Origin of the sequence: Nonomuraea sp. NPDC050790, from assembly GCF_044456745.1 — a bacterium.
GTDB lineage: Bacteria > Actinomycetota > Actinomycetes > Streptosporangiales > Streptosporangiaceae > Nonomuraea.
Window position 1 is genome coordinate 404,389 of the sequence record NZ_JBITGF010000007.1, and the last position, 18,779, is coordinate 423,167.

An 18,779-nucleotide genomic window follows, 5' to 3' on the forward strand; every position below is an offset into this window, starting at 1 on the left:
GGGGAGGTCCACAATGTCGTCCGTCGATCTCGACGCCCTATGCCACGGGCCCTGCATGAACGGCTACCGGCGCAAGGTTCGCGCCCACGAGCAAGCCACCCACGCCTACATCTCCGCCTACGACGACTGGGTGTGCGCCGTCGAGAGCTGGCAGCCGCCGCTGCTGTGGCCCGAGGAGCCGGTCCAGCCTGAGGAGCCCCGCCTGCCGTACCCGGTGTACGGCGAACCTGTCTACTGCCCGTCCTGCGTCTACGAGCACAAGGCGATGCTCTCCAAACTCGACGGCGCCGCCTGTGTCTACCTGCGCGAGTCCGACGGGCTACGCGGACAGACCGACCAGGTCCGGGTCTCCGGCAGCGGCGAAGACCACTCCCTGTCGCCGACGATCGAAGACCTCGACGAGTTCGACTACTGGCTCCGCTCCTGGAAAGCGGCCTACCTGGGTGCCGACTCCTTCGCCCGCGCCGGCGCTCTGGCCGACTCCATCACGCTCGGTACGGCCTGGCTGGTTGCCCGCGCTGAACGCCTCCTCTCCCGGCCGGAGATGGCCGACGACTTCGGCCAGGAGGTTCGCGGCTGGTACGCCAAGCTCTGCATCTACGACCCGTCGGAACTGGCCGCCAGGCCGCGCCGCACGAGCAAGCCGCTGCGATGCCCGCAATGCCACCTGGCGACGCTCTCCCAACTCGACGGGGAAGACAGGATCGAGTGCCGCAACCGGGCTTGCGGTGAAGGCCGCGGGGGACCGGCTGTGTTGACGACGGGGGAGTACGAGGCGCTGGTCGAGTCCACCGTGAAGGCGGTGAAGGTCGGATGAGCGAGCAGTGCCCTACCTGCCATGGCCGCGGCGAACTCCCCGACGAGAAGACGTGTGCTCTCCCGGACTGCGGCAGGCGGTTTCGGTGGCAGGACGACGGGCGGGGACGCAGTCGGCCGCGGTGGGACTCCATCTACTGTTCCCGGTCGTGCCAGCACGTCGCTGGTATGCGGGCGTACCGGACGCGGCTGATCGCGTGATGTCTTCACTCCGAGCGAAGACATCACATTTTCCGCCTTGCCCGTAAATGAGATGTGACGCGTCACGCTGATCGCTACCGTGGGATCAGTTCACGGGACCCGAAGAGGCGCGGGTCGAAGGGGCGTCGGTTATCTTTCTGTAACAAAGAACCCGCCGGTGCCCGCCTGACATATCCGCGCCTTTCTTGGCCGCGTGGGCTGGTCAGGTCTGGTGCTGGCACGGGTCGAATCTCGTCGGTTATCGCCTCTTAAGCGGGTGGTCGCGGGTTCGAATCCCGTCGCGGACTTCGGTCCGTGTAGCTCAGTGGCCAGAGCACCTAACGGCCGGTGGGTCACCCATATCCGTGCCAGCTCCAGACCTGATCGCTCGCCAGTCCTGCCAGTTGCATGGGTCGAATCCGATCGGTTATCTCTCGCAGAGGATGCAGGTTCGAATCCTGTCGGGCCGTTCGCGGCCCGTCGCCCGATCGGCAGGGCAAACTCCGGACGGTACGCCACATCCGTGCCGCTGGCAGGGCTGACGGGCAGGGGAGCGGGTCGAAGCTCATCGGTTATCGGGAACAGGTTGTCGCAGGTTCGAGTCCTGCTCACCCGACCAGCAGTTCCGGGTGGTAGCTCAGTTGGCAGAGCGTCTGTCTAACACCGGTGGACATCACCACATCCGCTCCCCTTCGTCATATCCGCCCCCGGGCGGGTCGAAGAGAAGGAGCACCACGATGGCGCATGACCCCCTCGCGAACCTTTCGGCGATCGCCACCCCGCAGAACCAGCCGATCCCCGGCCGTACCGACCAGGTGCAGAACGCCGCTGGCGGCTACGTGTTCGCCAAGGACCTGTGGACGAAGCTGGAGGACTTCCTCATCCTCGGCACCACAGGCGGCACCTACTACGTGAGCGAGCAGAAGCTCACCGCGGACAACGCGGGCGTGCTGTTTCAGGCGATCGCGGAGGACGGACCGCGCGTCGTCCGGCTGCTCACCGACATCTCGACAGCCCGCCCGCCGCGCGCTCCTAAGCCGCGGCCGGCGCTGTTCGCGCTCGCCGCGGCCTACGCCCGCGGGGACGCCGACACCCGGCAGGCGGCCAAGCTCGCTCTGGCGAAGGTGGCGCGCACCACCGACCACCTAGCCCAGTTCTTCGGCTACTACAAGAACCTGGGTGGCAAGCCGACCGGTCGCGGTACCGCGCCCAGGGTTGGCCGGTCGCTGCGTACGGCGCTCGGCTCCTGGTTCCTGACCGGCGACGCCGACAGCGTGGCGTTCAAGGCGTGCAAGGCCCGCCAGCGCAAGACACCGCAAGGTGAGGCGTTTGATCTGCGGGATGTCCTGCGTATCGCTCACCCTGTCGCCGACAACGACCAGCGCAAGACGCTGTTTGGCTGGATCGCCGGGAACGTGAGCGACGACGAGGCGCGCGACGAGCTGCCAGCGGTGGACCGGTTCCTGACTGCGAAGGCCGTCACCTCGCCCGCTGAGGCTGTCCGAGTGGTCACCGAGGCGCGAGTTCCGTGGGAGTTCCTGCCCGACGCGATGCTGCGCGAGCCCGAGGTGTGGGAGGCGCTGATCGAGACGGTCGGTCTGACCGCACTGATCCGCAACCTCGCCCGGATGACGCGGCTCGGCACGCTCAAGCCCATGGCGGATGCGACAGCGCGGGCGGTACTACGGCTCACCGACCGGGAGGCGATCCTACGCGCCCGTATCCATCCGATGGACGCCTGGCTCGCCATGCGCGTCTACGGCTCTGGCCAGGCGCAGCCCAACCCTCGCGCCGACGCGACCACCTGGGCTCCGGTCCCGGCGATCATGGACGCGCTGGAGGAGACGTACGAGGCCGCCTTCGGAACCGTCGAGCCCTCGGGCAAGCGACTCCTGGTCGCCATCGACTCCTCGGGTTCGATGAGCGGCGGGTACTGGGGTGGCGGCGTCGTCGTGGGCGGCTCCGAGATCGGCTCCCCGTACGAGGTCGGCTGCGCGATGGCCGTCATGCTCGCCCGCATCGAGAAGGGCAACGTGCACGTCATCGACGTCGACACCCGCGTGCACGCCTCGAAGGTGACGCCGCGCACAAACCTGCGCGAGATCGCTAGCTGGCGTCCCTCGGGTGGTGGGACTGACCTGTCGCTCCCGTTCACCTGGGCCCAGCGCGAGAAGCTCAACGTGGACGGGATCGTGCTCTTCACCGACAACGAGACGTGGGCTGGACGCTCGCACCCCACACAGGCGCTCCAGGCCTATCGGCGGAGCATCAACGCGGACACCCGAGTCGTGATCGCGGCGATGACCGCGGCGGGTCACTCGATCGGCGACCCCAGCGACGAGGGCGTCCTCAACGTCGCCGGGATGGACGCCTCGCTCCCGCTCATCATCAACGGATACGTTCGCTGACCTGCGCAAACACGAGTAGCTTGACCAATCCGCTCGTGTAGTGTCACGCTTGATCCCGAAGACTTGTGCCCCTGACCAGGAGAAATCCCGGCCAGGGGCTTTTTTGTGTGCACCGGGAGGTGACTGTGGCCCGCCCGGAACTGGATCCAGATGAGGTCTACCTGACGACGGCCGGAGCGGCTGAGCTCGCAGGAGTGCAGCCAGCAACGATCCGGAAGTGGGTCGAACGTGAGCACCTCGCACCCATAGGCAGAGACAGGCGCGGTCACATGCTGTTTACGCAGGTCGCCGTCGCCGAAGCTGAAGCTAAGACGCGCGAACTCGCTCGTCGGCCGGAGAACCTCGCAGCCTAGACAGCGCTAGAAACGTCAAGAGCGGAGCATCCTTCCTCCCCGGAGATGCTCTTCGCTCCTCGGTTGCCCCCGTGGCCGGGTTGAGCGCTCGGGTGCCGGTCCTGGCTGGTGCGGAGTTGCCTCCACCCAGGGCGACATGCCTGGACCGGCACCCCAAAGTCGTGCGGCCCGCCTGGGTTGGGGGATCTAGGGCGGGCCGTACAAGATCCCCCACCTTCCCCCGGGAGCATCCATGCCCAAGCACAAGGTCAACATCGTCACCGGCCCCGACGGAGCCCGGTTCGAGGTCGACGGCTACGACATCGCCCGAGGCGTCAGCGGGGCGACCGTCCACATCGGCCCAGGTGGCGTGACCCGCATAGCGCTGGAGATCTACGCCTCCGTAGTGGAGAGCACGCAACTCGCAGCCCGAGAGGCGACGTTCGATGTGTCGCTACCGCCAGAAGCGGAGCGTGCTCTGATCGCTCTCGGCTGGACTCCTCCGACGGCGGCGAAGTGACGATCGACGAATTCATCTCGGCCCGTCTCGATGAGGCCGACCACGAGCTGCACGACATGACCTCCGGTGCCCTCGTGCAGGGCTACCTCCGGGCCCACGGCGACCAACTCAAGGCCCAGATCGCAGCCATGCGGAAGATCCTCTCCGCCCACGTTGGCTACTACGGGCTTATGGACGACGAGTACCTGCCTGTCCCAGTGCTCAGCATTCTTGCCGGGGTCTGGAAAGACCACGAGGACTACGGCCTGATCGGGGCGGTTGCCTGATGGTCTCCGACGGGATGCTGGAGTGGTTGCGCGCCTCGATCATGGGCGACAAGGCGGCGGCCGAAGCGGCGGGTGGCCAGGAGTGGGTCCTCGGCAAGGACGGTCAAGAGCTGTTCCTGGCCCCGGCGGACGCGGGACCTCAACAGTGGCATGCCGAGCGCATCACCCAGTGGGGCTACATCGTCGATCATTGCTGCCACCCTGAGCAATGGGACGAGTGCGACACTACGAAGCCCGAGCACATCGCCCTCCACGACCCTCGGGACACGATCGCCCGCTGCGAAGCCGAACTTGCGCTGCTGGACCGCTACGAGGCGCACGCCTCGATCTGGACTCTACCCAGCGAACTGGGTAGAGGTGCGGAGTTCGTTGACGTGGTCGAGGGCGTCCGCACGGCTGTCCTGAACGAGATCGTCACGTCGCTGGCTCTCGCCCGCCGCCACCGCGAAGGCTTCAACCCTGACTGGCTGGCATGAACGCTCTGAGCCGCGCCTGGCACGTCTACGCCGACCCTGCCGAGACCGACGCGGCGACACAGCTGAAGCTCATGCTGCTGCCGTACGCCGTCATCACCTATGTCGCGTCGCTGTTCTTCGCCGACCTTGACCAGGTGTTCTACGTCGCGTCGCCATCCGACATCTACCTGCTGTACGCGCTCCTGTGGGTTGTGCGCCAGCGGGACGAGGCCCGCGCCAGATTGGAGGGCTGATGTCAGAGCCCATCCGAATCCGCCTATTCGGCACGCCGACCCGCGCTCTGGCCCGCGGCCACGACGGCACCGTCCTCGAGGGCTGGCTCCTTCCTGGCACAAAAAACCTGGAAGACGCGGCCCGGCTCGACGTCCTCTTCAGCGGGTCACCGCCCCTGGTCGAAGTGGTGAAGCTGGACGACCTAGACCAGCTCTGATCGACTCCTGGACGCAGCCCGGCAAGCCTCTACTCTGAACATGAGGGTGTCTCGTCCGTCGCCCCCGTGCGGACGAGACCTGAGACCGGGCGGGCGTCAAGCGCCTTCGCCTGCCCGGTCCACCCGATACTTCTCCCGCTCCGCCAGGTAGGCGTCGTCTACCTCGCGCAAATACCACTGCCCGATCGGCGGAGCCTGGTGGAGCAGTACACGCTCGTAGCTGGCCAACTCCAGCATGTGTGATCCGTCGAGGTCCACCAGGTAGGCCTCATAGGTGCCGGGGTCGATCGGCTTACCCCACGGATCCAGGCCGGGACTCCGGCCCGTAGGTGCCTTGTACCGGGCGTGGATCGCGCTCACCACCCAGTACGTGAGCGGCTCGCCCGCAGGCGCGACCCTGCCTCCGGCCCCGCCGTCGTGCGGCCATTCCTTGAGTTCCACCCGCTGAGGTTCCACCCGCCCATCATCGAACACGTGTGCTAGATGCGGCTGGCCGGGGTAGCTGATCACAGTCCGGCCACACCGTCCAAGCCCGCGACTACACCCCGAAACGCAGGGCAGCGCTGGAGTGCCCAACCCTCCAGCGGAAGGACATCACATGGCCACCGTGACCTTGATCCTGCTGATCCTCGCTTTGGCGTGCTTCGTCCTCGCCGCACTCAACGTCGCGGCGCCGCGACTCAACCTGCTCGCCCTGGGTCTGGCCCTCTGGGTCCTGACCGAGATCATCCCGAAGATCAGCGACATGTAGATCCCCGCACCAGGCGAACGTCGTAACTCCCGGCTGGTAGCTGACACGAGGCGGCCCCGGCGCTGCAAGAGAGCGCGCCGAAGGGCCGCCTCCAGCATGTCCAGGCTCACCACCGCGCGAGCGCCCAGGCACCGCCGACCCCCTTTTCAGACCCACGAGACACGCCACGGCGCTAGCTGGCGCCCCCAACCGGAGGGAGCCAGCATGGCCGACTTCACGCTGTCCATCTACGCCGAAGCCGAGGTCATCAAGGCAGCCGACCTCCCCGCCGACACCCTCGACGAGGAGCAGGAGGAGGAGCGGTGACCGCCGGGCTGTCCGCCGTCAACCTCGTCAACCCGTGGCTCAACCTGCTCCGCAACGTCTCCTTCACCGCGAAGACGAACGTGTACGTGAAGCTCCATACCGGCGACCCCGGCTCTGACGGCACCGGCAACGCCTCCAGCGTCACCACCCGCAGCGAAGTCACGTTCGCCGCAGCATCCGCCGGATCCATGTCCGCGAACAACACGCCGTCGTGGAGCAACTGGGCCGGGACCAACGGCGAAGTCGTGAGCCACGTCTCGCTGTGGGACGCATCGACCAGCGGAAACTTCTTGGGCAGCGATGCCCTCAACGCCTCCAAGACGATGAACACCGGCGACCAACTGAACCTGACCGCCTTCACGATCTCGATCACCCCGATCGCCGCTTAGGAGGTCGTGTCGTGGCATTGACCGACGAGCAGCGCCTCCGCGTCTGGCGGGTCTTCATGCGCCGCAACACCGAAGCGGCGGCGTTCACCAAACCCCAGCTCAGGGCCGGACTGAACGCCACCGACGACTGGGTGGAGGCCAACGCGGTCGAGTTCAACCAGGCGCTCCCGCCCGCGTTCCGTTCTGCCGCCACCGGCCCGCAGAAGACGCTGCTGCTGTGCCTGGTCGCGATGGAGCGCGCAGGACTCCTCCGGGAGGACCCGTGACGTTCTACTACGACCTCCGGCCAGGCGCCGCCCAGTACCCGGCCACCAACTATGCGCGGCTGCTACGCAACCAGTCCACGAACGTGGCCGAGTGGCTCGCCTACGACCCGTCCACGGCGAAGGACGCCTACTGGGAGTTGGAGGCGTTCGCCTACCCGGTCAGCGCACCGGACATCACCGTCCGCGTCGTCTGGGGCGCCGCCACCGCCACGACCGGCGTGGTCCGCTGGTCAGCGCAACTAGCGGCCATCACCCCGGAAACCGACTCGCAGGACGCGGAAACGAAAACGTACGCCACCGCGGTCACCGTCGACGACACCCACCTCGGAACCACCGCCAAACGCCTGATGGCCGCCACCATCACCATCACCGGCGCCTCCCTGGACAGCGTCACCGGCAGCGACGAAGTGTGGCTGAAGCTCACCCGCGTCGCCGACCACGCCAACGACACGCTGCTCGGCGACGCCTGGCTGAAAAGCGTCGGCGTCAGCTACCCCACCACGTAGCAAAGGGGATCGGCGTGTCGGTCCGTTTTGACGCCGACGGCAAAGACCTGACCTCCACGCTCAGCCTCGGCTCCCTCACCCAAATCACGATCAGCCTCTGGGCCAACATCAAGGTCAACCGCGGAACCTGGACCACGATCTTCTCCGTCGACAACGGCTCCGGAAGCGTCCTGTGCATCCAGGCACCAGCCGGCAACAACATGCGCGTCTACGACCAGAACAACGACGTCGGCGCAACCCAGCAAACCCTCACGGTCGGTACCTGGTACCACATCTGGCTCGTACGCAACGGCACAGCAGGCGAATGGCGGTGGCGGCCAGCAGGCTCCTCCACCTACACGGCAGCCACGTGGACCGCAGGCAACGGCGCTACCCTCGTCGCCAACACCCTGCGGCTCGGCGAAAGCCCATGGGGAGCCGAATGGATGAACGGCTCGGTCTGCAACGTTAAGCTCTGGTCCGGCGTGAACCTCGCCGCCGACGAGCTTGAACACGAAGGCCTCTCCTACCTGCCGCACCGCACCACCAACCTGGTCGCCTGGTACCCGCTGACCGGCCTCGAACTCGCCGACCTGGCAGGCGGACACACCCTGACAGGCGGCGCCGGCGCCGCCGTGGACGAGGGTCCGCCGATCGGCTGGGGCGGCACTCGCGTCCACCGGCACGTCATCACTCCCGCCGGCGGTGCCACCCACGAAGCGCAAGCTGATCTTGCCGTCTCCGCGGCCATTACCTCGGCCGCCACCGCCACCAAGAGCAGCGCTGCCGCAGTTGACGTGACCGCCGGGATCACATCCGCCGGCGCGGCGACGAAGCTGGCCGCCGCGGTTCTGGACGCCTCGGCAACGGTCGCCAGCCAGGCCGTACGGGCCGCTATCGCCACGGCCGACCTGACCGCTACCGCCAACCTCGCCGCCGAGACCTCCGCTGCACGGCCCATGGTCGCCGCTGTGGAGGCTGTAGCGGCCATCACCAGCCAAGCCCTGGCCGAACGCTCCACCACCGCGGCCATGGACGCCACAGCGACGCTCACAACCGCCACCATCGGCGTACGGCCCGCCTCCGCCGATGTCGCCCTCACTGCTTCGATCGTGGCCGCCGTCGGCAGCGCTTTCGACGCTGGCTCAGCCACCGCGGCAACCGCGTCGATCACCTCCGAAGTTGCCGCGATCAAGCCCGCAGCCTCGACCCTGGCCACGACAGCAGCCATCACGTCGGCAGCGACCGTCATCAAGAGCATCCAGGCCACCCTCGGCATCACCGCCACCATCACCTCCTCAGGCGGAGCCGATGAGGCAGAAGGACTGAACGCCACCCTGGGCCGAGCGGTCTCCCGCCGCTGGAACACCGCCAGAACCACCCGCCGCTGGGGCAGCCCATAAGGGAGGACAGATGCTGATCTTCCCCCGGGAGACCGCCGAGTACCTGCCCGTCCCCGTCGAAGGCCCCGGCGCCCTCACCGGCCTCCCAGTTGAGATGCAGATCCGCCCCTACCCGCTGCGCCCCACCTCTGACGGCTGGAAAACCGCATCGTGGGGCACCATCGGAGCTGAGACCGTCGCCCAGATCCCCATCGGACCCGGCAGCGACTTCGACTTCTCCACCGCCCCAGGCGACTATGTGCCGTATGTACGCATCACCTCAGCCCCGCCCGAGACCCCAGTGATCGAAGGCTCGCCGTTCAAGATCAGCTAGCCGAATTTTGGACACACAGAGTGAGATTTCAGGCCCAAAATCTCGGGATCGCCGAGCCGCATACCTACCCACAGTGATCGCCGCAGGTCGCTCAGACCCAGAAGCCGCTCCACCACCTAGAACCCAAGGAGGTGGACGTGGCGAGACAAGCCCGCCGCTGCAAAGGCCGCAAAACCAACGGCGACCCCTGCAACAACTACGCGATCAACGGCGGCATGGTCTGCCACGCCCACGGCGGCCGAGCCAAGCAGGTCAAAGCCAAAGCAGCCGAGCGCGCCGCCGAGGACAAAGTCCGGGCCGCGCTGGCACGCATGGACGTCGACCCGGTCGCCGACCCTCTCACAGAACTGGCGAAGATCGCGGGCCAGGTCGTGGCGTGGAAAGACACGCTCGCAGACAAGGTCAACGAGCTGTCCAGCCTCCGCTACAGCACCGAGAACGGCGAGCAACTCCGCGCTGAAGTCGCGCTCTTCGAAAGGGCGCTGGACCGGTGCGAGAAGTTCCTGTCAGCGATGGCCCGGCTGAACATCGACGAACGACTGGCCCGCATCTCCGAGAGGCAGGCCGACGTCATTATCAAGGCCATCACCGCGACGCTCGCGGAGCGCGGGCTATCGGCCGAGGAGCAGGCGGAGGCGCGGCGTGAGGTTGCTCGCAGACTCCGCGTTGCTTCGAGCGGCTGACGCTCTCGACGATTCCGCCGAACCGAACCCGTACCTGAACAACCCCGTCGGCTGGGTCAAAGATCGGCTCGGAGGTCACCTGTGGTCGAAGCAGCGCGAGATCGCTGAATCGATCGTCACCAACCGCCGTACAGCCGTGAAGTCATGCCATAACGCAGGCAAGAGCTTTCTGGCCGCGCAGATCGCCTGCTGGTGGATCGACGTCCACCCACCCGGCGAGGCATTCATTGTCTCTACGGCGCCCACCTATCCTCAGGTGCACGCGATCTTGTGGGAAGAGATCCGCAAGGCAGCGAAGAACCCGGCAGGTGAGCCGCTGCCCGGACGAGTCCTGCAATCAGATGAGTGGAAGCTGGACGGGGGAGTACTCACAGGCTGGGGCCGCAAGCCGGCCGACAACGACCAGCATGGCTTTCAAGGTATCCACCGCCGTTTCGTCCTCGTCATCTTGGATGAGGCGTGTGGCATCCCCGAGCAATTGTGGGTCGCCGTCGAGGCCATCACCACGAGTGCCGACTGCCGCATCCTCGCGATCGGCAACCCAGACGACCCGAACACCGAGTTCGGCAACGTGTGTAAGCCGGGGTCCGGATGGAACACGATCCGTATCTCGGGCTTGGACACCCCGAACTTCACGGACGAGCCCTTTCCGGAGCATCTGCGCCCGCTGATGTTGTCGCCCGAATGGGTCGACGACAAGCGCCGGCGCTGGGGCGAATCCTCGCCCCGCTACGTGTCGAAGGTGCTGGGAGAGTTCCCAGAGGTCGGCGACGACACTCTGATCTCGCCTCGGTGGATCGAAGCAGCCCAGCAGCGCGCTCTGCCCCCAGGGCCGGTGAACGTGCTCGGCGTGGACGTCGCGCGCTTCGGCTCCGACCGCAGCGTGTTCTGCCTCGCCCGTGGCTCTGTCGCACGTGTCGTCGGCGACTACTCACACGCTCGTACTACCGAAACCACGGGCAAGGTCATCGCGGCCAAGCGCGAGCACCACGTCCACGAGATTCGCGTGGACGGCGTCGGTGTCGGCTCCGGAGTTGTCGACGAGCTGCTCGAAGCCGGACACGACGTGCTCGACATGCAGTCCGGCGCAGGCGCGATCGACCGGGAACACTTCGCGAACGCCCGCGCCGAATGGTGGTGGGGTCTGCGCGAGCGGTTCGAGGCCGGCGACATTGACCTCGACGAGTTGGATGACGAACTCGCTGCACAGCTCGGCACGATCAAGTACAAATACACGGCCCGCGGCCAGGTGCTGATCGAGTCCAAAGACGACATGAAGAAGCGCGGACTGCCATCACCTGACCGAGCCGACAGCGTCATGCTGGCCTACGCCCACGTGCCGCCACCCGACGAGATCATCGACGGCGACACAATCGATGATGACCTGGCCCTGAGCATCTCGCCGTACTGAGGGAGGCTGCTCGTGGGTATCGCCTCCCGCCTCCAGGAAACCTGGTACCGCGTTACTGGTCGGACCGAGCTGGTCGAAGTGATCCGCGCTGAGCGGGAGATGCGCGTCCACATCCAGGAGTCGATGGCCGACCTCGAGAACCGCATGTACGAGCCGGGCTGGCAGAAGCTGACCGCGTTCGCCGAGCAGGAGTTCTCCAGGGAAGGATTGCAGCAGATCACGGCCGTCTGCCGCGTGTACACGATCAAGTCGCCGCTGCTGCGTCGGGGCCTGTCGCTGCGCACCGGGTACGTGTGGGGTCAGGGTGTTCAGATTTCCGCCCGGGCGACCGGCGAGACTGGGCAGGACGTCAACGAGGTCGTCCAGGACTTCATCGACGACCCAGGCAACCGGCGCTCACTCACCGGCGACCAGGCGCACGAGGAACTGGAGCGGGCTGTCTACACCGACGGCAACGTGTTCCTCGCCCTGTTCACCCGGCCGCGCTCTGGCAAGGTCCAGGTACGCACCTTGCCGTGGGATGAGATCACCGACGTCGTCTGCAACCCCGAGGATCGTTCGGAGCCGTGGTTCTACCGGCGCGAATGGTGGGAAGAGCGCCGCGGCCCGGATGGTGTTCAGCAGATCCGCCGGATCGCCTACTACCCGGCGCTCGGATACACCCCCGCTGTCAAACCGCGGCGATTGAACTTCCCCCGCTACGGCGACTCCGGCTTGGCCGACGTGGTGTGGGATGCGCCGGTCTACCACGTCAAGGTCAACTCACAGCTCGGCTGGAGGTGGGGCATCCCCGACAGTTATGCGGCGATCGACTGGGCGCGAGCGTACAAGGACTTCCTGACCGACTGGGCCACCCTCATCAAGGCGCTCAGCCGCTTTGCCTGGAGGCTCACCAGCAAGGGCTCCAAGCAGGCTCAGGCCCGTGCCAAGCTCGCCACAGCTCCTGCCACCGACCCATACTCGGGCGACCCGCAGCGTGCCGGCGCGACAGCGTTGATGACGCCGGACATGGCGTTGGAGGCCGTCCCCAAGTCCGGCGCCACCATCGACTCAGAGTCCGGCAGGCCGCTCGCCGCCATGGTCGCCGCCGCGCTCGACGTGCCGGTGACGATGCTGCTCGGCGACCCGGGTACGACCGGTGCTCGAGCAACAGCCGAGACCCTCGACACCCCGACTGAACGCTCCATGGAGCTACGCCGGTCCGTGTGGGGAGAGGCCCACCGGCAGATCCTCGACTACGTCATCGACCAGGCGGTCAAAGCACCTGAAGGTCCGCTCAAGGGCAAGGTCGTCCGCGAAGACGACCGCGAGCTGGTCGAGCTCGCCCAGAGGACCGACCGCACGGTGGACATCTCCTGGCCCGACATCGACGACCTCGACCCGCTGGTCCTGATCGACGCCATCGTCAAGGCCGACCAAACCGGGTATGTGCCGCCGCTGACGATCGTCCGCCTCCTCCTGGAGGCGCTCGGCATCCGGGACGTGGAGTCGATCCTCGAACTGGTGACGGACGAGGACGGCAACTTCAAACCACCCGAAGGAGCCGCCGGAATGGCAGGCCAGGCAGCGGTGGACGCTTTCCGCCGCGGCGAGGATCCCGCCCGCGCACTCGGCGCAGGAGATCCCGCAGAGCCTGAACCTAAGGGCGTAGAGCCTGAAGGACAGCAGGTCGACGACGACGAGGACGACGACGAGGAGTAGCCGGTGGCCATCACGAGCGAAACGCTCCGCCTGGTGGCCAGCCTCCGCAACCAGATCAACTCCATCACCGACAACACCGTGCGGTCGCTGACGGTGGCGTGGGTGAGGGCGTGGGATGAGATCGTCTGGGAGGTCATCGCCGCCCTGGACGAACTGCTGCGCGCCAGCAACGACGGTTGGCCTTCACGGCGCCAGATCGCCCGCACTGCACGGGCGATGTCCGCCCTCGACCTGGCACGCGAGGCGCTGGAACGCCTGGCAGGGCTCGCGATCCAGTCCATCACAGCGTCGGTCGCCGAAGCGGCGCGGCTCTCGGCGGCCGGCCAGAACGACTTGATCGCCTCCCAGCTGCCGCCCGGATCCCGCAGGCAACTGGACATCCGGTTCGGGCGAGCCGATCAGGACCCGCTGGCTGTGATCATCACGCGGACCACACAGCGGATCACCTCGTATGTCAGGCCCATCTCCAAGGACGCCACGGCGGCGATGAAGCGGGAACTGGTCCGCGGAGTCGCAGTCGGCGACAACCCGCGCGAGTCCGCCAGGCGCATACTGCAGCGCGTCGAGGGAGCCTTCAACGGCGGCCTCTCCCGGGCGGCGACGATCGCCCGTACGGAGATCCTCGACGCCTCCCGCAAAGCTGCTGAGTGGTCGCAGGAACCCCACGACGACGTGCTCGACGGCTGGGTGTGGAACGCGTCCCTAGACCCGCGCGTCTGCCCGGCGTGCCTGTCCATGCACGGCACGCAGCACCCGTTGTCCGAGCCGGGACCGCAGGGACATCCCAACTGCAGGTGCGCCCGCACCCCGAAGACCAAGTCATGGTCGGACCTCGGCTTCGGCATCCCCGAGCCTGACGACCTCCTGCCGGATGCCCGCTCCTGGTTCGACGCGCTACCTACGGTCGACCAGCAGCAGATCATGGGCCGAGCACGGCTCGACTCGCTCAACCGCGGCGACCTCGACTGGGCAGACCTGGCGATCAAACGGGAGAACCCGGACTGGCGAGCCTCCTACCAGGTCCGCCCGCTCAAGGGCCTTTCGCATCTTCACAAGCGCGCCGCGTGATCTATGAAAGTGCCGCGGCGAAACGGGACGGCGATGGGCTGCTCCTGGCCATCCCAGGTCACCCACAGTTCAGTCGGCATCGGATGCTGAAAGGTGCCGAAGATCAGAAACTCGACCGCTTCGTCAGGCCGTACAGCGGCGTCCTTCGGGAGCAACCGGGCCGGCGCCAAGACCTGGCTTTCGTCTACCGTGACGCCGGTCGCGACGACAGAGCCGACGTTGCGAAGCGCGTAACGAGAGTTGATCACGTTCTCGATCTGCCACCGGACTCCGCTTCTGGTCAGCTCCTTGGCTGGCTGACCGGGGTCGGCCATCTCCCGCCGTTCCTCTCCCAAGATCTGCTCGAAGGCCGCCGCCTTCTCGGTCGCGTTGGCCGCCCGGACGGTTGCTTCGGCGCTCATGCGCTGCCACTTCAGCCCTTTCAGGGACACCACGAACGCGGCCAAAGAAAACAGGAACGTGACCCCGATGGCGACCCAGGCAGGCGCGTCGCCGAAGTCGATATCGAGCAGCCAATACCACGCGATGAGTTCGTTCACGCCGCGGACTGTAGCTCGAACCCTCTACTAACGTCCCGACTTCGGCAATGAGGAGCCACCATGCCCGAACAGCAGGCGCTCGTTGAGGCGTCAGCGAGCCTCAACGAGATCCGGCAAGGGCAGCCCTCCAAGGGCCGCTTCCGGGCGCTCCTTATCCGCGCCGGCTGGGGCTCGTCGGGGTACTACAGCGAAGCTGTTTTGCGCCGTGACGGCCCGCAGACGTGGCCAGTCGGTACCCGGATGCACCTGGATCACCAGACCGCTCAGGAGGCTGCAGAGCGGCCCGAAGGGTCGGTCATGAACTGGGCGTCCGAGATCACCAGCACTCCGAGGTGGGATCCAGAACTCCGTGGCCTCGTCGCCGAAATCCGGGTGTTCCCGCAGTGGCGCGAACTTCTCAACGAGGAGTTCGCCTCCACGGTCGGTCTCTCCATCCGTGCGAAGGGCCAAGCCGAGTATGGCGAAGCTGAAGGCCGCAACGGGCCGATCATCACCAGCCTCGACGAAGGCATCTCCGTGGATTGGGTCACCCGAGCTGGAGCAGGAGGCAGAGTCTTGCAGCTCATCGAATCAGCGCGTGGCGAACTCCTTCGAGCCGCTACAGAGGCGCACATGCCTCCGGAACAGGTTGCGGTTGACCTCGCCGAGGCACGCAACGTCGGCCACTGGATCGAGTCCCGCATCCACCGCGGCTTCACCGAACTCTGCGACGACATGTTCGGCGAAGGCCGGCTCACCCGCGACGAGCGCATCTCCCTGTCGAACGCCATCGGCGAAGGCCTGACCGCCTTCAACGCCGTGGTCGCCGAAAAGGTCCCCCACCTGTACCAGCGCGACCTCTGGGACGACCCCGAGCCTGCGCCCGCCGACGTCTCCGAGACCACTTCACGAGACCAGGCACCCCAAGACGTTCCGGCGCCGCCGGACACAACCATCCAGGAGGGAGCCCCCATGTCTGAGGGCACCGACAAGCAGGGCACGCCCCCGGACGGCGGCACCACCGAGGTGGCCGAGTCCGCGGCGCACGCCGAACTCGCAGAGGCCCGGCGCCAACTGGCCGAGGCGCGGCTGCAGATCGTCACCATCGGCGAGAACGCCCAGCGCGCCACCCTCGCAGAGGCCGAGCGCGACCGGTACAAGGCCGACAACGACCGGCTGCGAGCCGTCATCCACGCCCAGGACCGGCTGCGGACCACGCTGGCCGAGTCCGGCCTGCCTGACGTCTCCCACGCACGCGTCACCGCTGTCGTGTGCGGTGTGGAGGGCTCCAACATCCCCCTCAATGAGGCCGGCAAGGTCGACGAGGAGAGCTTCACCTCCGGCATCGCAGCGGCGATCCAGGCGGAGAAGACCTACATCGCCGGCCTGGCAGAAGCCGCGGGCACCGGCATTCCGCGCGGCCTGGGCGGCGGCAGCGAGAGCGAGGTCCTATCGGAGTCCGCTCTGAACGACGAGATGGAGCGCGTGTTCTCGAGCATCGGCATGCCCGCCGATGTAGCGAAGGCCGCCGCGACGGGACGGGTGGCTCTCTGATGGCAACGAACCAGGTCTATGACGAGGGCGACCAGTTCGCGGTCGTGTGCTCCGCCCCCACCACCCCGGCTTCCGGCGACCCGGTGCTCGTCGGCCAGCTTCCGGGCGTGGCGCTGATCGCGGAGAACGCCGACGGGCTGACCACGGTCAAGTTCAACGGCGTCTACCGGCTGTCGGTCAAGGGCGAAGGCGCTGGCGGCAACGCCGCCGTCGCGGTCGGCGACATCCTCTACTACGAGGCCGGCCAGACCCCGCCCGTCAACAAGGACGCCACCAACGGCGTCCGGTTCGGCTACGCCCTCGACGCGGTCAGCTCGGGCGCCACGACCACCATCCGCGTCAAGATCGGCTACTAGGAGCACAGCGATATGTCTACTGTTCTCGACGTGCTCCCCGAGGTCGCCTCTTGGCGTGCCACGGAGGCGTCCACCGAAACCATCTACCGCGGCGAAGGCTCCAGCCTGTCTGCTCAGGTGCGCCGCGCCGGCCGATCCGGCAACCCGGCCTACCGGCAGGCGCTGCTGGAGGCCACCCACCTGTACGGCAGGGTCGTGCAGGGCTCCAAGCGGGCCGCGCTGGACTTCCAGGAGGCCATGACCACCTCCGACTTCCAGCACCTGTTCGGCGACATCCTCGACCGACAGATCCTCGCCAACTACCGGTCGATGCCGGTCCAGTGGGACCGCGTAGCCCGCCGTGGCCGTGTCCGCGACTTCCGCACCGTCAAGCGGTTCACCATCGACGGCGGCGAAGCCATCCTGGACGAGGTCAAGCAGCAGTCGGAGTACCCGGCGGCGAGCCTGGTCGACGGCAAGTACGAGTACGGTGTCAAGAAGTTCGGTCGGCGTATCCCGCTCGCGTGGGAAGTGCTGATCAACGACGACCTGGACGCGTTCGCCGACATCCCGACCCGGCTCGGCACCGCGGCGCGACGCTCGGAGGAGCGGTTCGGAACTTCCCTGTACGCCAGCTCGACCGGCCCGAACTCGACCTTCTTCTCCTCCGGGAACAAGAACCTGCTGGCTGTCGCCGATGTGCAGGCCGCCGGCGGCGCAGGGTTCACCACGACGGCACTGAACACCACCTCTCTGCAGGCAGCATTCACCAAGCTCGCCGCTCAGGTCGACACAGACGGCGCCCCGATCTACATCGAGTCCGTCTACCTCGTGGTGCCTCCCGCCCTCGAGGTCGTCGCCCGCAACATCATCAACGCCACCGAGATCGTGGCCGCGTCCGGCGGCGGCGACGGCACCGGCAACGACCAACTGCGGGTGTCGAACTGGATGCAGAACCGGGTGACGCTCATCGTCAACCCGTGGCTGCCGATCATCGACACCACCTCGGGTAACACCGCCTGGTATCTGTTCGCGGACCCGTCGGTGGGGCGCCCGGCGATGGAGGTCGGATTCCTCATCGGCCACGAGACGCCGGAGCTTTTCCAGAAGCACCCCAACGCCACCCGCGTCGGCGGCGGCGCCGCGGACCCGATGGACGGCGACTTCGACACCGACAGCATCGAGTGGAAGCTGCGCCACGTGTACGGCGGCGTCCTCATGGACTCCAAGTCCGGTCTGGCCGCGAACGGCACCAACTCGCCGTGAGCAACGACCTGCCGCCCGTGTCGTCGACCACGGACGCGTTCCTGTCGGTCCTCGCTCAGCGGCAGGACACGACGAACGCGCTGCTCGCGCAGATCCTCGACCGTCTCCCCGAGCCGCCCATGGCGGAGCCCGGCGAGACGGTCGAACTGCGCGAACCTCAACCTCCAACGGCCGAGCCGGAACAGCCCGCCCCACCCGATGAGCCTGCTCCGGTCACGGCCGAGGTGACGGAACCCAAACCCGCGCGGCCCACCCGCAGACGAACCACGAAGAAGGGGGCCTGACATGGGCGCCACCGCGAAGGGCCGGCCCGGCGGGCTGGCCACCCTCGACTCCACCGGCCGTATCCCCGGCGCGCAGGTCACGCAGGCCGCTCACGTGGCCACAGCCGCCGCGCTCACATCCGCCGCTGCCACGGGCGGGGAGTCGCCGACCGAGGCCGAGTACAACGCCCTGCGCACGGACGTGTCCAACCTGCGCACTACCGTGACCGCGCTGCAGACCGCGCTGCGTAACGCCAGTCTGCAGGCGTCGTCGTAGCCCGATGGCCATCGACTACGCCACCGACGTCGGCAAAGTCCGCCTGCTCATCCCGGACACGGACGAGCAGGCGCTGCTGCTCAGCGACACCCAGATCGCGGCGTTCCTGTCGATGGAGGGCGCGGTCAAGCTGGCCGCCGCTTCCGCGCTGGAGGTCATCGCGTCGTCGGAGGCGCTTGTCTCCAAGGTGATCAAGACGCAGGACGTCAGCACCGATGGGGCGAAGGTCGCTGCCGAACTCCGCGCCCGCGCGGCGGGCCTGCGCAAGCAGGTGGACGACGGCGTCGGAGACGACACAGTCGGGCTCGACATCATCGACTTCGACCCGCACAAGGGCTATCTCGGGTATACGCCAGGGTGAG

At 67.2% G+C, this 18,779-nt stretch carries 26 protein-coding genes; 24 read left to right on the forward strand and 2 right to left on the reverse strand.

The annotated features are described in order from the left end of the window. The first annotated feature begins 13 nt into the window (after positions 1-13). The 8 genes from ACIBEJ_RS34925 to ACIBEJ_RS34960 all read left to right on the forward strand — a co-directional run bounded on the left by ACIBEJ_RS34925 (position 14) and on the right by ACIBEJ_RS34960 (position 5,428). Positions 14-817: a hypothetical protein gene (locus ACIBEJ_RS34925; RefSeq protein WP_397187165.1), complete on the forward strand. Its 804-nt coding sequence runs from the start codon at positions 14-16 to the stop codon at positions 815-817. Positions 818-1,733: 916 nt separating this feature from the next. Beyond that, positions 1,734-3,404, forward strand: coding sequence for a TROVE domain-containing protein (locus tag ACIBEJ_RS34930; protein ID WP_397187166.1), 1,671 nt, complete (start codon positions 1,734-1,736; stop codon positions 3,402-3,404). A 125-nt stretch (positions 3,405-3,529) separates the two neighbouring features. After that, positions 3,530-3,757, forward strand: coding sequence for a helix-turn-helix domain-containing protein (locus ACIBEJ_RS34935; RefSeq protein ID WP_397187167.1), 228 nt, complete (start codon positions 3,530-3,532; stop codon positions 3,755-3,757). Between the two features lie 232 nt (positions 3,758-3,989). After that, on the forward strand, positions 3,990-4,256 hold the full coding sequence (locus tag ACIBEJ_RS34940; protein ID WP_397187168.1) for a hypothetical protein: 267 nt from the start codon (positions 3,990-3,992) through the stop codon (positions 4,254-4,256). Further along, a complete protein-coding gene (locus ACIBEJ_RS34945) occupies positions 4,253-4,522 on the forward strand; it encodes a hypothetical protein (protein ID WP_397187169.1) in 270 nt (89 codons plus the stop codon). Before ACIBEJ_RS34940 ends, ACIBEJ_RS34945 begins: the two co-directional genes overlap by 4 nt. Then, entirely contained in the window at positions 4,522-4,998 is a 477-nt protein-coding gene (locus tag ACIBEJ_RS34950; protein WP_397187170.1) for a DUF6221 family protein, read from the forward strand. The genes ACIBEJ_RS34945 and ACIBEJ_RS34950 overlap by 1 nt, the downstream gene beginning before the upstream one ends. Next, positions 4,995-5,231: a hypothetical protein gene (locus ACIBEJ_RS34955; RefSeq protein WP_397187171.1), complete on the forward strand. Its 237-nt coding sequence runs from the start codon at positions 4,995-4,997 to the stop codon at positions 5,229-5,231. The genes ACIBEJ_RS34950 and ACIBEJ_RS34955 overlap by 4 nt, the downstream gene beginning before the upstream one ends. Next, a complete protein-coding gene (locus ACIBEJ_RS34960; protein ID WP_397187172.1) occupies positions 5,231-5,428 on the forward strand; it encodes a hypothetical protein in 198 nt (65 codons plus the stop codon). Before ACIBEJ_RS34955 ends, ACIBEJ_RS34960 begins: the two co-directional genes overlap by 1 nt. Before the next feature lie 96 nt (positions 5,429-5,524). Here the strand turns inward: ACIBEJ_RS34960 and ACIBEJ_RS34965 are convergent, their stop codons facing one another. Further along, positions 5,525-5,869 (reverse strand): hypothetical protein, encoded by a 345-nt coding sequence (locus tag ACIBEJ_RS34965; RefSeq protein ID WP_397187173.1) that lies wholly within the window; start codon positions 5,867-5,869, stop codon positions 5,525-5,527. 157 nt (positions 5,870-6,026) lie between these two features. Between ACIBEJ_RS34965 and ACIBEJ_RS34970 the strand changes: the two genes are divergently transcribed. From ACIBEJ_RS34970 to ACIBEJ_RS35015, 10 genes are all read left to right on the forward strand, one after another. Next, entirely contained in the window at positions 6,027-6,179 is a 153-nt protein-coding gene (locus tag ACIBEJ_RS34970; protein WP_397187175.1) for a hypothetical protein, read from the forward strand. A 302-nt stretch (positions 6,180-6,481) separates the two neighbouring features. Beyond that, positions 6,482-6,874 (forward strand): hypothetical protein, encoded by a 393-nt coding sequence (locus ACIBEJ_RS34975; RefSeq protein WP_397187176.1) that lies wholly within the window; start codon positions 6,482-6,484, stop codon positions 6,872-6,874. A gap of 11 nt (positions 6,875-6,885) precedes the next feature. After that, a complete protein-coding gene (locus ACIBEJ_RS34980) occupies positions 6,886-7,140 on the forward strand; it encodes a hypothetical protein (protein WP_397187177.1) in 255 nt (84 codons plus the stop codon). Then, entirely contained in the window at positions 7,137-7,646 is a 510-nt protein-coding gene (locus ACIBEJ_RS34985; protein ID WP_397187178.1) for a hypothetical protein, read from the forward strand. Before ACIBEJ_RS34980 ends, ACIBEJ_RS34985 begins: the two co-directional genes overlap by 4 nt. A 14-nt stretch (positions 7,647-7,660) precedes the next feature. Continuing rightward, positions 7,661-9,028, forward strand: coding sequence for a LamG-like jellyroll fold domain-containing protein (locus tag ACIBEJ_RS34990; RefSeq protein WP_397187179.1), 1,368 nt, complete (start codon positions 7,661-7,663; stop codon positions 9,026-9,028). 10 nt (positions 9,029-9,038) lie between these two features. Continuing rightward, complete coding sequence (locus tag ACIBEJ_RS34995) at positions 9,039-9,341, forward strand: hypothetical protein (protein WP_397187180.1); 303 nt, start codon at positions 9,039-9,041, stop codon at positions 9,339-9,341. A gap of 137 nt (positions 9,342-9,478) precedes the next feature. Further along, complete coding sequence (locus ACIBEJ_RS35000; protein WP_397187181.1) at positions 9,479-10,024, forward strand: hypothetical protein; 546 nt, start codon at positions 9,479-9,481, stop codon at positions 10,022-10,024. Beyond that, a complete protein-coding gene (locus ACIBEJ_RS35005) occupies positions 9,984-11,435 on the forward strand; it encodes a hypothetical protein (RefSeq protein WP_397187182.1) in 1,452 nt (483 codons plus the stop codon). Before ACIBEJ_RS35000 ends, ACIBEJ_RS35005 begins: the two co-directional genes overlap by 41 nt. Positions 11,436-11,447: 12 nt before the next feature. Further along, complete coding sequence (locus ACIBEJ_RS35010) at positions 11,448-13,136, forward strand: hypothetical protein (protein WP_397187183.1); 1,689 nt, start codon at positions 11,448-11,450, stop codon at positions 13,134-13,136. Between the two features lie 3 nt (positions 13,137-13,139). Continuing rightward, positions 13,140-14,204, forward strand: coding sequence for a phage minor head protein (locus tag ACIBEJ_RS35015; RefSeq protein ID WP_397187184.1), 1,065 nt, complete (start codon positions 13,140-13,142; stop codon positions 14,202-14,204). On the opposite strand, the gene ACIBEJ_RS35020 is transcribed toward ACIBEJ_RS35015, so the two are convergent. After that, positions 14,186-14,743 (reverse strand): hypothetical protein, encoded by a 558-nt coding sequence (locus tag ACIBEJ_RS35020; protein WP_397187185.1) that lies wholly within the window; start codon positions 14,741-14,743, stop codon positions 14,186-14,188. The two genes, ACIBEJ_RS35015 and ACIBEJ_RS35020, sit on opposite strands and share 19 nt — an antisense overlap. 60 nt (positions 14,744-14,803) lie before the next feature. On the opposite strand from ACIBEJ_RS35020, the gene ACIBEJ_RS35025 reads away from it, so the two are divergent. From ACIBEJ_RS35025 to ACIBEJ_RS35050, 6 genes are read left to right on the forward strand one after another with little or no spacing between them, the layout of a single operon-like run. Next, positions 14,804-16,276: a hypothetical protein gene (locus ACIBEJ_RS35025; protein ID WP_397187186.1), complete on the forward strand. Its 1,473-nt coding sequence runs from the start codon at positions 14,804-14,806 to the stop codon at positions 16,274-16,276. After that, positions 16,276-16,632 carry a capsid cement protein gene (locus ACIBEJ_RS35030; protein WP_397187187.1) on the forward strand — a complete coding sequence of 119 codons (357 nt, stop codon included), beginning with the start codon at positions 16,276-16,278 and terminating at the stop codon, positions 16,630-16,632. Before ACIBEJ_RS35025 ends, ACIBEJ_RS35030 begins: the two co-directional genes overlap by 1 nt. 12 nt (positions 16,633-16,644) lie before the next feature. Then, positions 16,645-17,877 (forward strand): Mu-like prophage major head subunit gpT family protein, encoded by a 1,233-nt coding sequence (locus ACIBEJ_RS35035; protein ID WP_397187188.1) that lies wholly within the window; start codon positions 16,645-16,647, stop codon positions 17,875-17,877. Further along, the gene (locus tag ACIBEJ_RS35040) at positions 17,874-18,161 is read left to right on the forward strand and encodes a hypothetical protein (protein ID WP_397187189.1); all 288 of its coding nucleotides are present in this window, start codon (positions 17,874-17,876) and stop codon (positions 18,159-18,161) included. Before ACIBEJ_RS35035 ends, ACIBEJ_RS35040 begins: the two co-directional genes overlap by 4 nt. A 1-nt stretch (position 18,162) precedes the next feature. Beyond that, positions 18,163-18,417, forward strand: coding sequence for a hypothetical protein (locus ACIBEJ_RS35045; RefSeq protein ID WP_397187190.1), 255 nt, complete (start codon positions 18,163-18,165; stop codon positions 18,415-18,417). Positions 18,418-18,421: 4 nt separating this feature from the next. Further along, positions 18,422-18,778: a hypothetical protein gene (locus tag ACIBEJ_RS35050; protein WP_397187191.1), complete on the forward strand. Its 357-nt coding sequence runs from the start codon at positions 18,422-18,424 to the stop codon at positions 18,776-18,778. Position 18,779 lies beyond the last annotated feature (1 nt).

Bases quoted from the DNA above. Each gene is read 5' to 3' on its own strand.
- ACIBEJ_RS34995 (WP_397187180.1), top strand. From the start codon at position 9,039: ATGCTGATCTTCCCCCGGGAGACCGCCGAGTACCTGCCCGTCCCCGTC.
- ACIBEJ_RS34955 (WP_397187171.1), top strand. From the start codon at position 4,995: ATGAACGCTCTGAGCCGCGCCTGGCACGTCTACGCCGACCCTGCCGAG.
- ACIBEJ_RS35025 (WP_397187186.1), top strand. From the start codon at position 14,804: ATGCCCGAACAGCAGGCGCTCGTTGAGGCGTCAGCGAGCCTCAACGAG.
- ACIBEJ_RS35050 (WP_397187191.1), top strand. From the start codon at position 18,422: ATGGCCATCGACTACGCCACCGACGTCGGCAAAGTCCGCCTGCTCATC.
- ACIBEJ_RS35045 (WP_397187190.1), top strand. From the start codon at position 18,163: ATGGGCGCCACCGCGAAGGGCCGGCCCGGCGGGCTGGCCACCCTCGAC.
- ACIBEJ_RS34930 (WP_397187166.1), top strand. From the start codon at position 1,734: ATGGCGCATGACCCCCTCGCGAACCTTTCGGCGATCGCCACCCCGCAG.
- ACIBEJ_RS35035 (WP_397187188.1), top strand. From the start codon at position 16,645: ATGTCTACTGTTCTCGACGTGCTCCCCGAGGTCGCCTCTTGGCGTGCC.
- ACIBEJ_RS34925 (WP_397187165.1), top strand. From the start codon at position 14: ATGTCGTCCGTCGATCTCGACGCCCTATGCCACGGGCCCTGCATGAAC.
- ACIBEJ_RS35030 (WP_397187187.1), top strand. From the start codon at position 16,276: ATGGCAACGAACCAGGTCTATGACGAGGGCGACCAGTTCGCGGTCGTG.
- ACIBEJ_RS34950 (WP_397187170.1), top strand. From the start codon at position 4,522: ATGGTCTCCGACGGGATGCTGGAGTGGTTGCGCGCCTCGATCATGGGC.
- ACIBEJ_RS34940 (WP_397187168.1), top strand. From the start codon at position 3,990: ATGCCCAAGCACAAGGTCAACATCGTCACCGGCCCCGACGGAGCCCGG.
- ACIBEJ_RS34960 (WP_397187172.1), top strand. From the start codon at position 5,231: ATGTCAGAGCCCATCCGAATCCGCCTATTCGGCACGCCGACCCGCGCT.
- ACIBEJ_RS34970 (WP_397187175.1), top strand. From the start codon at position 6,027: ATGGCCACCGTGACCTTGATCCTGCTGATCCTCGCTTTGGCGTGCTTC.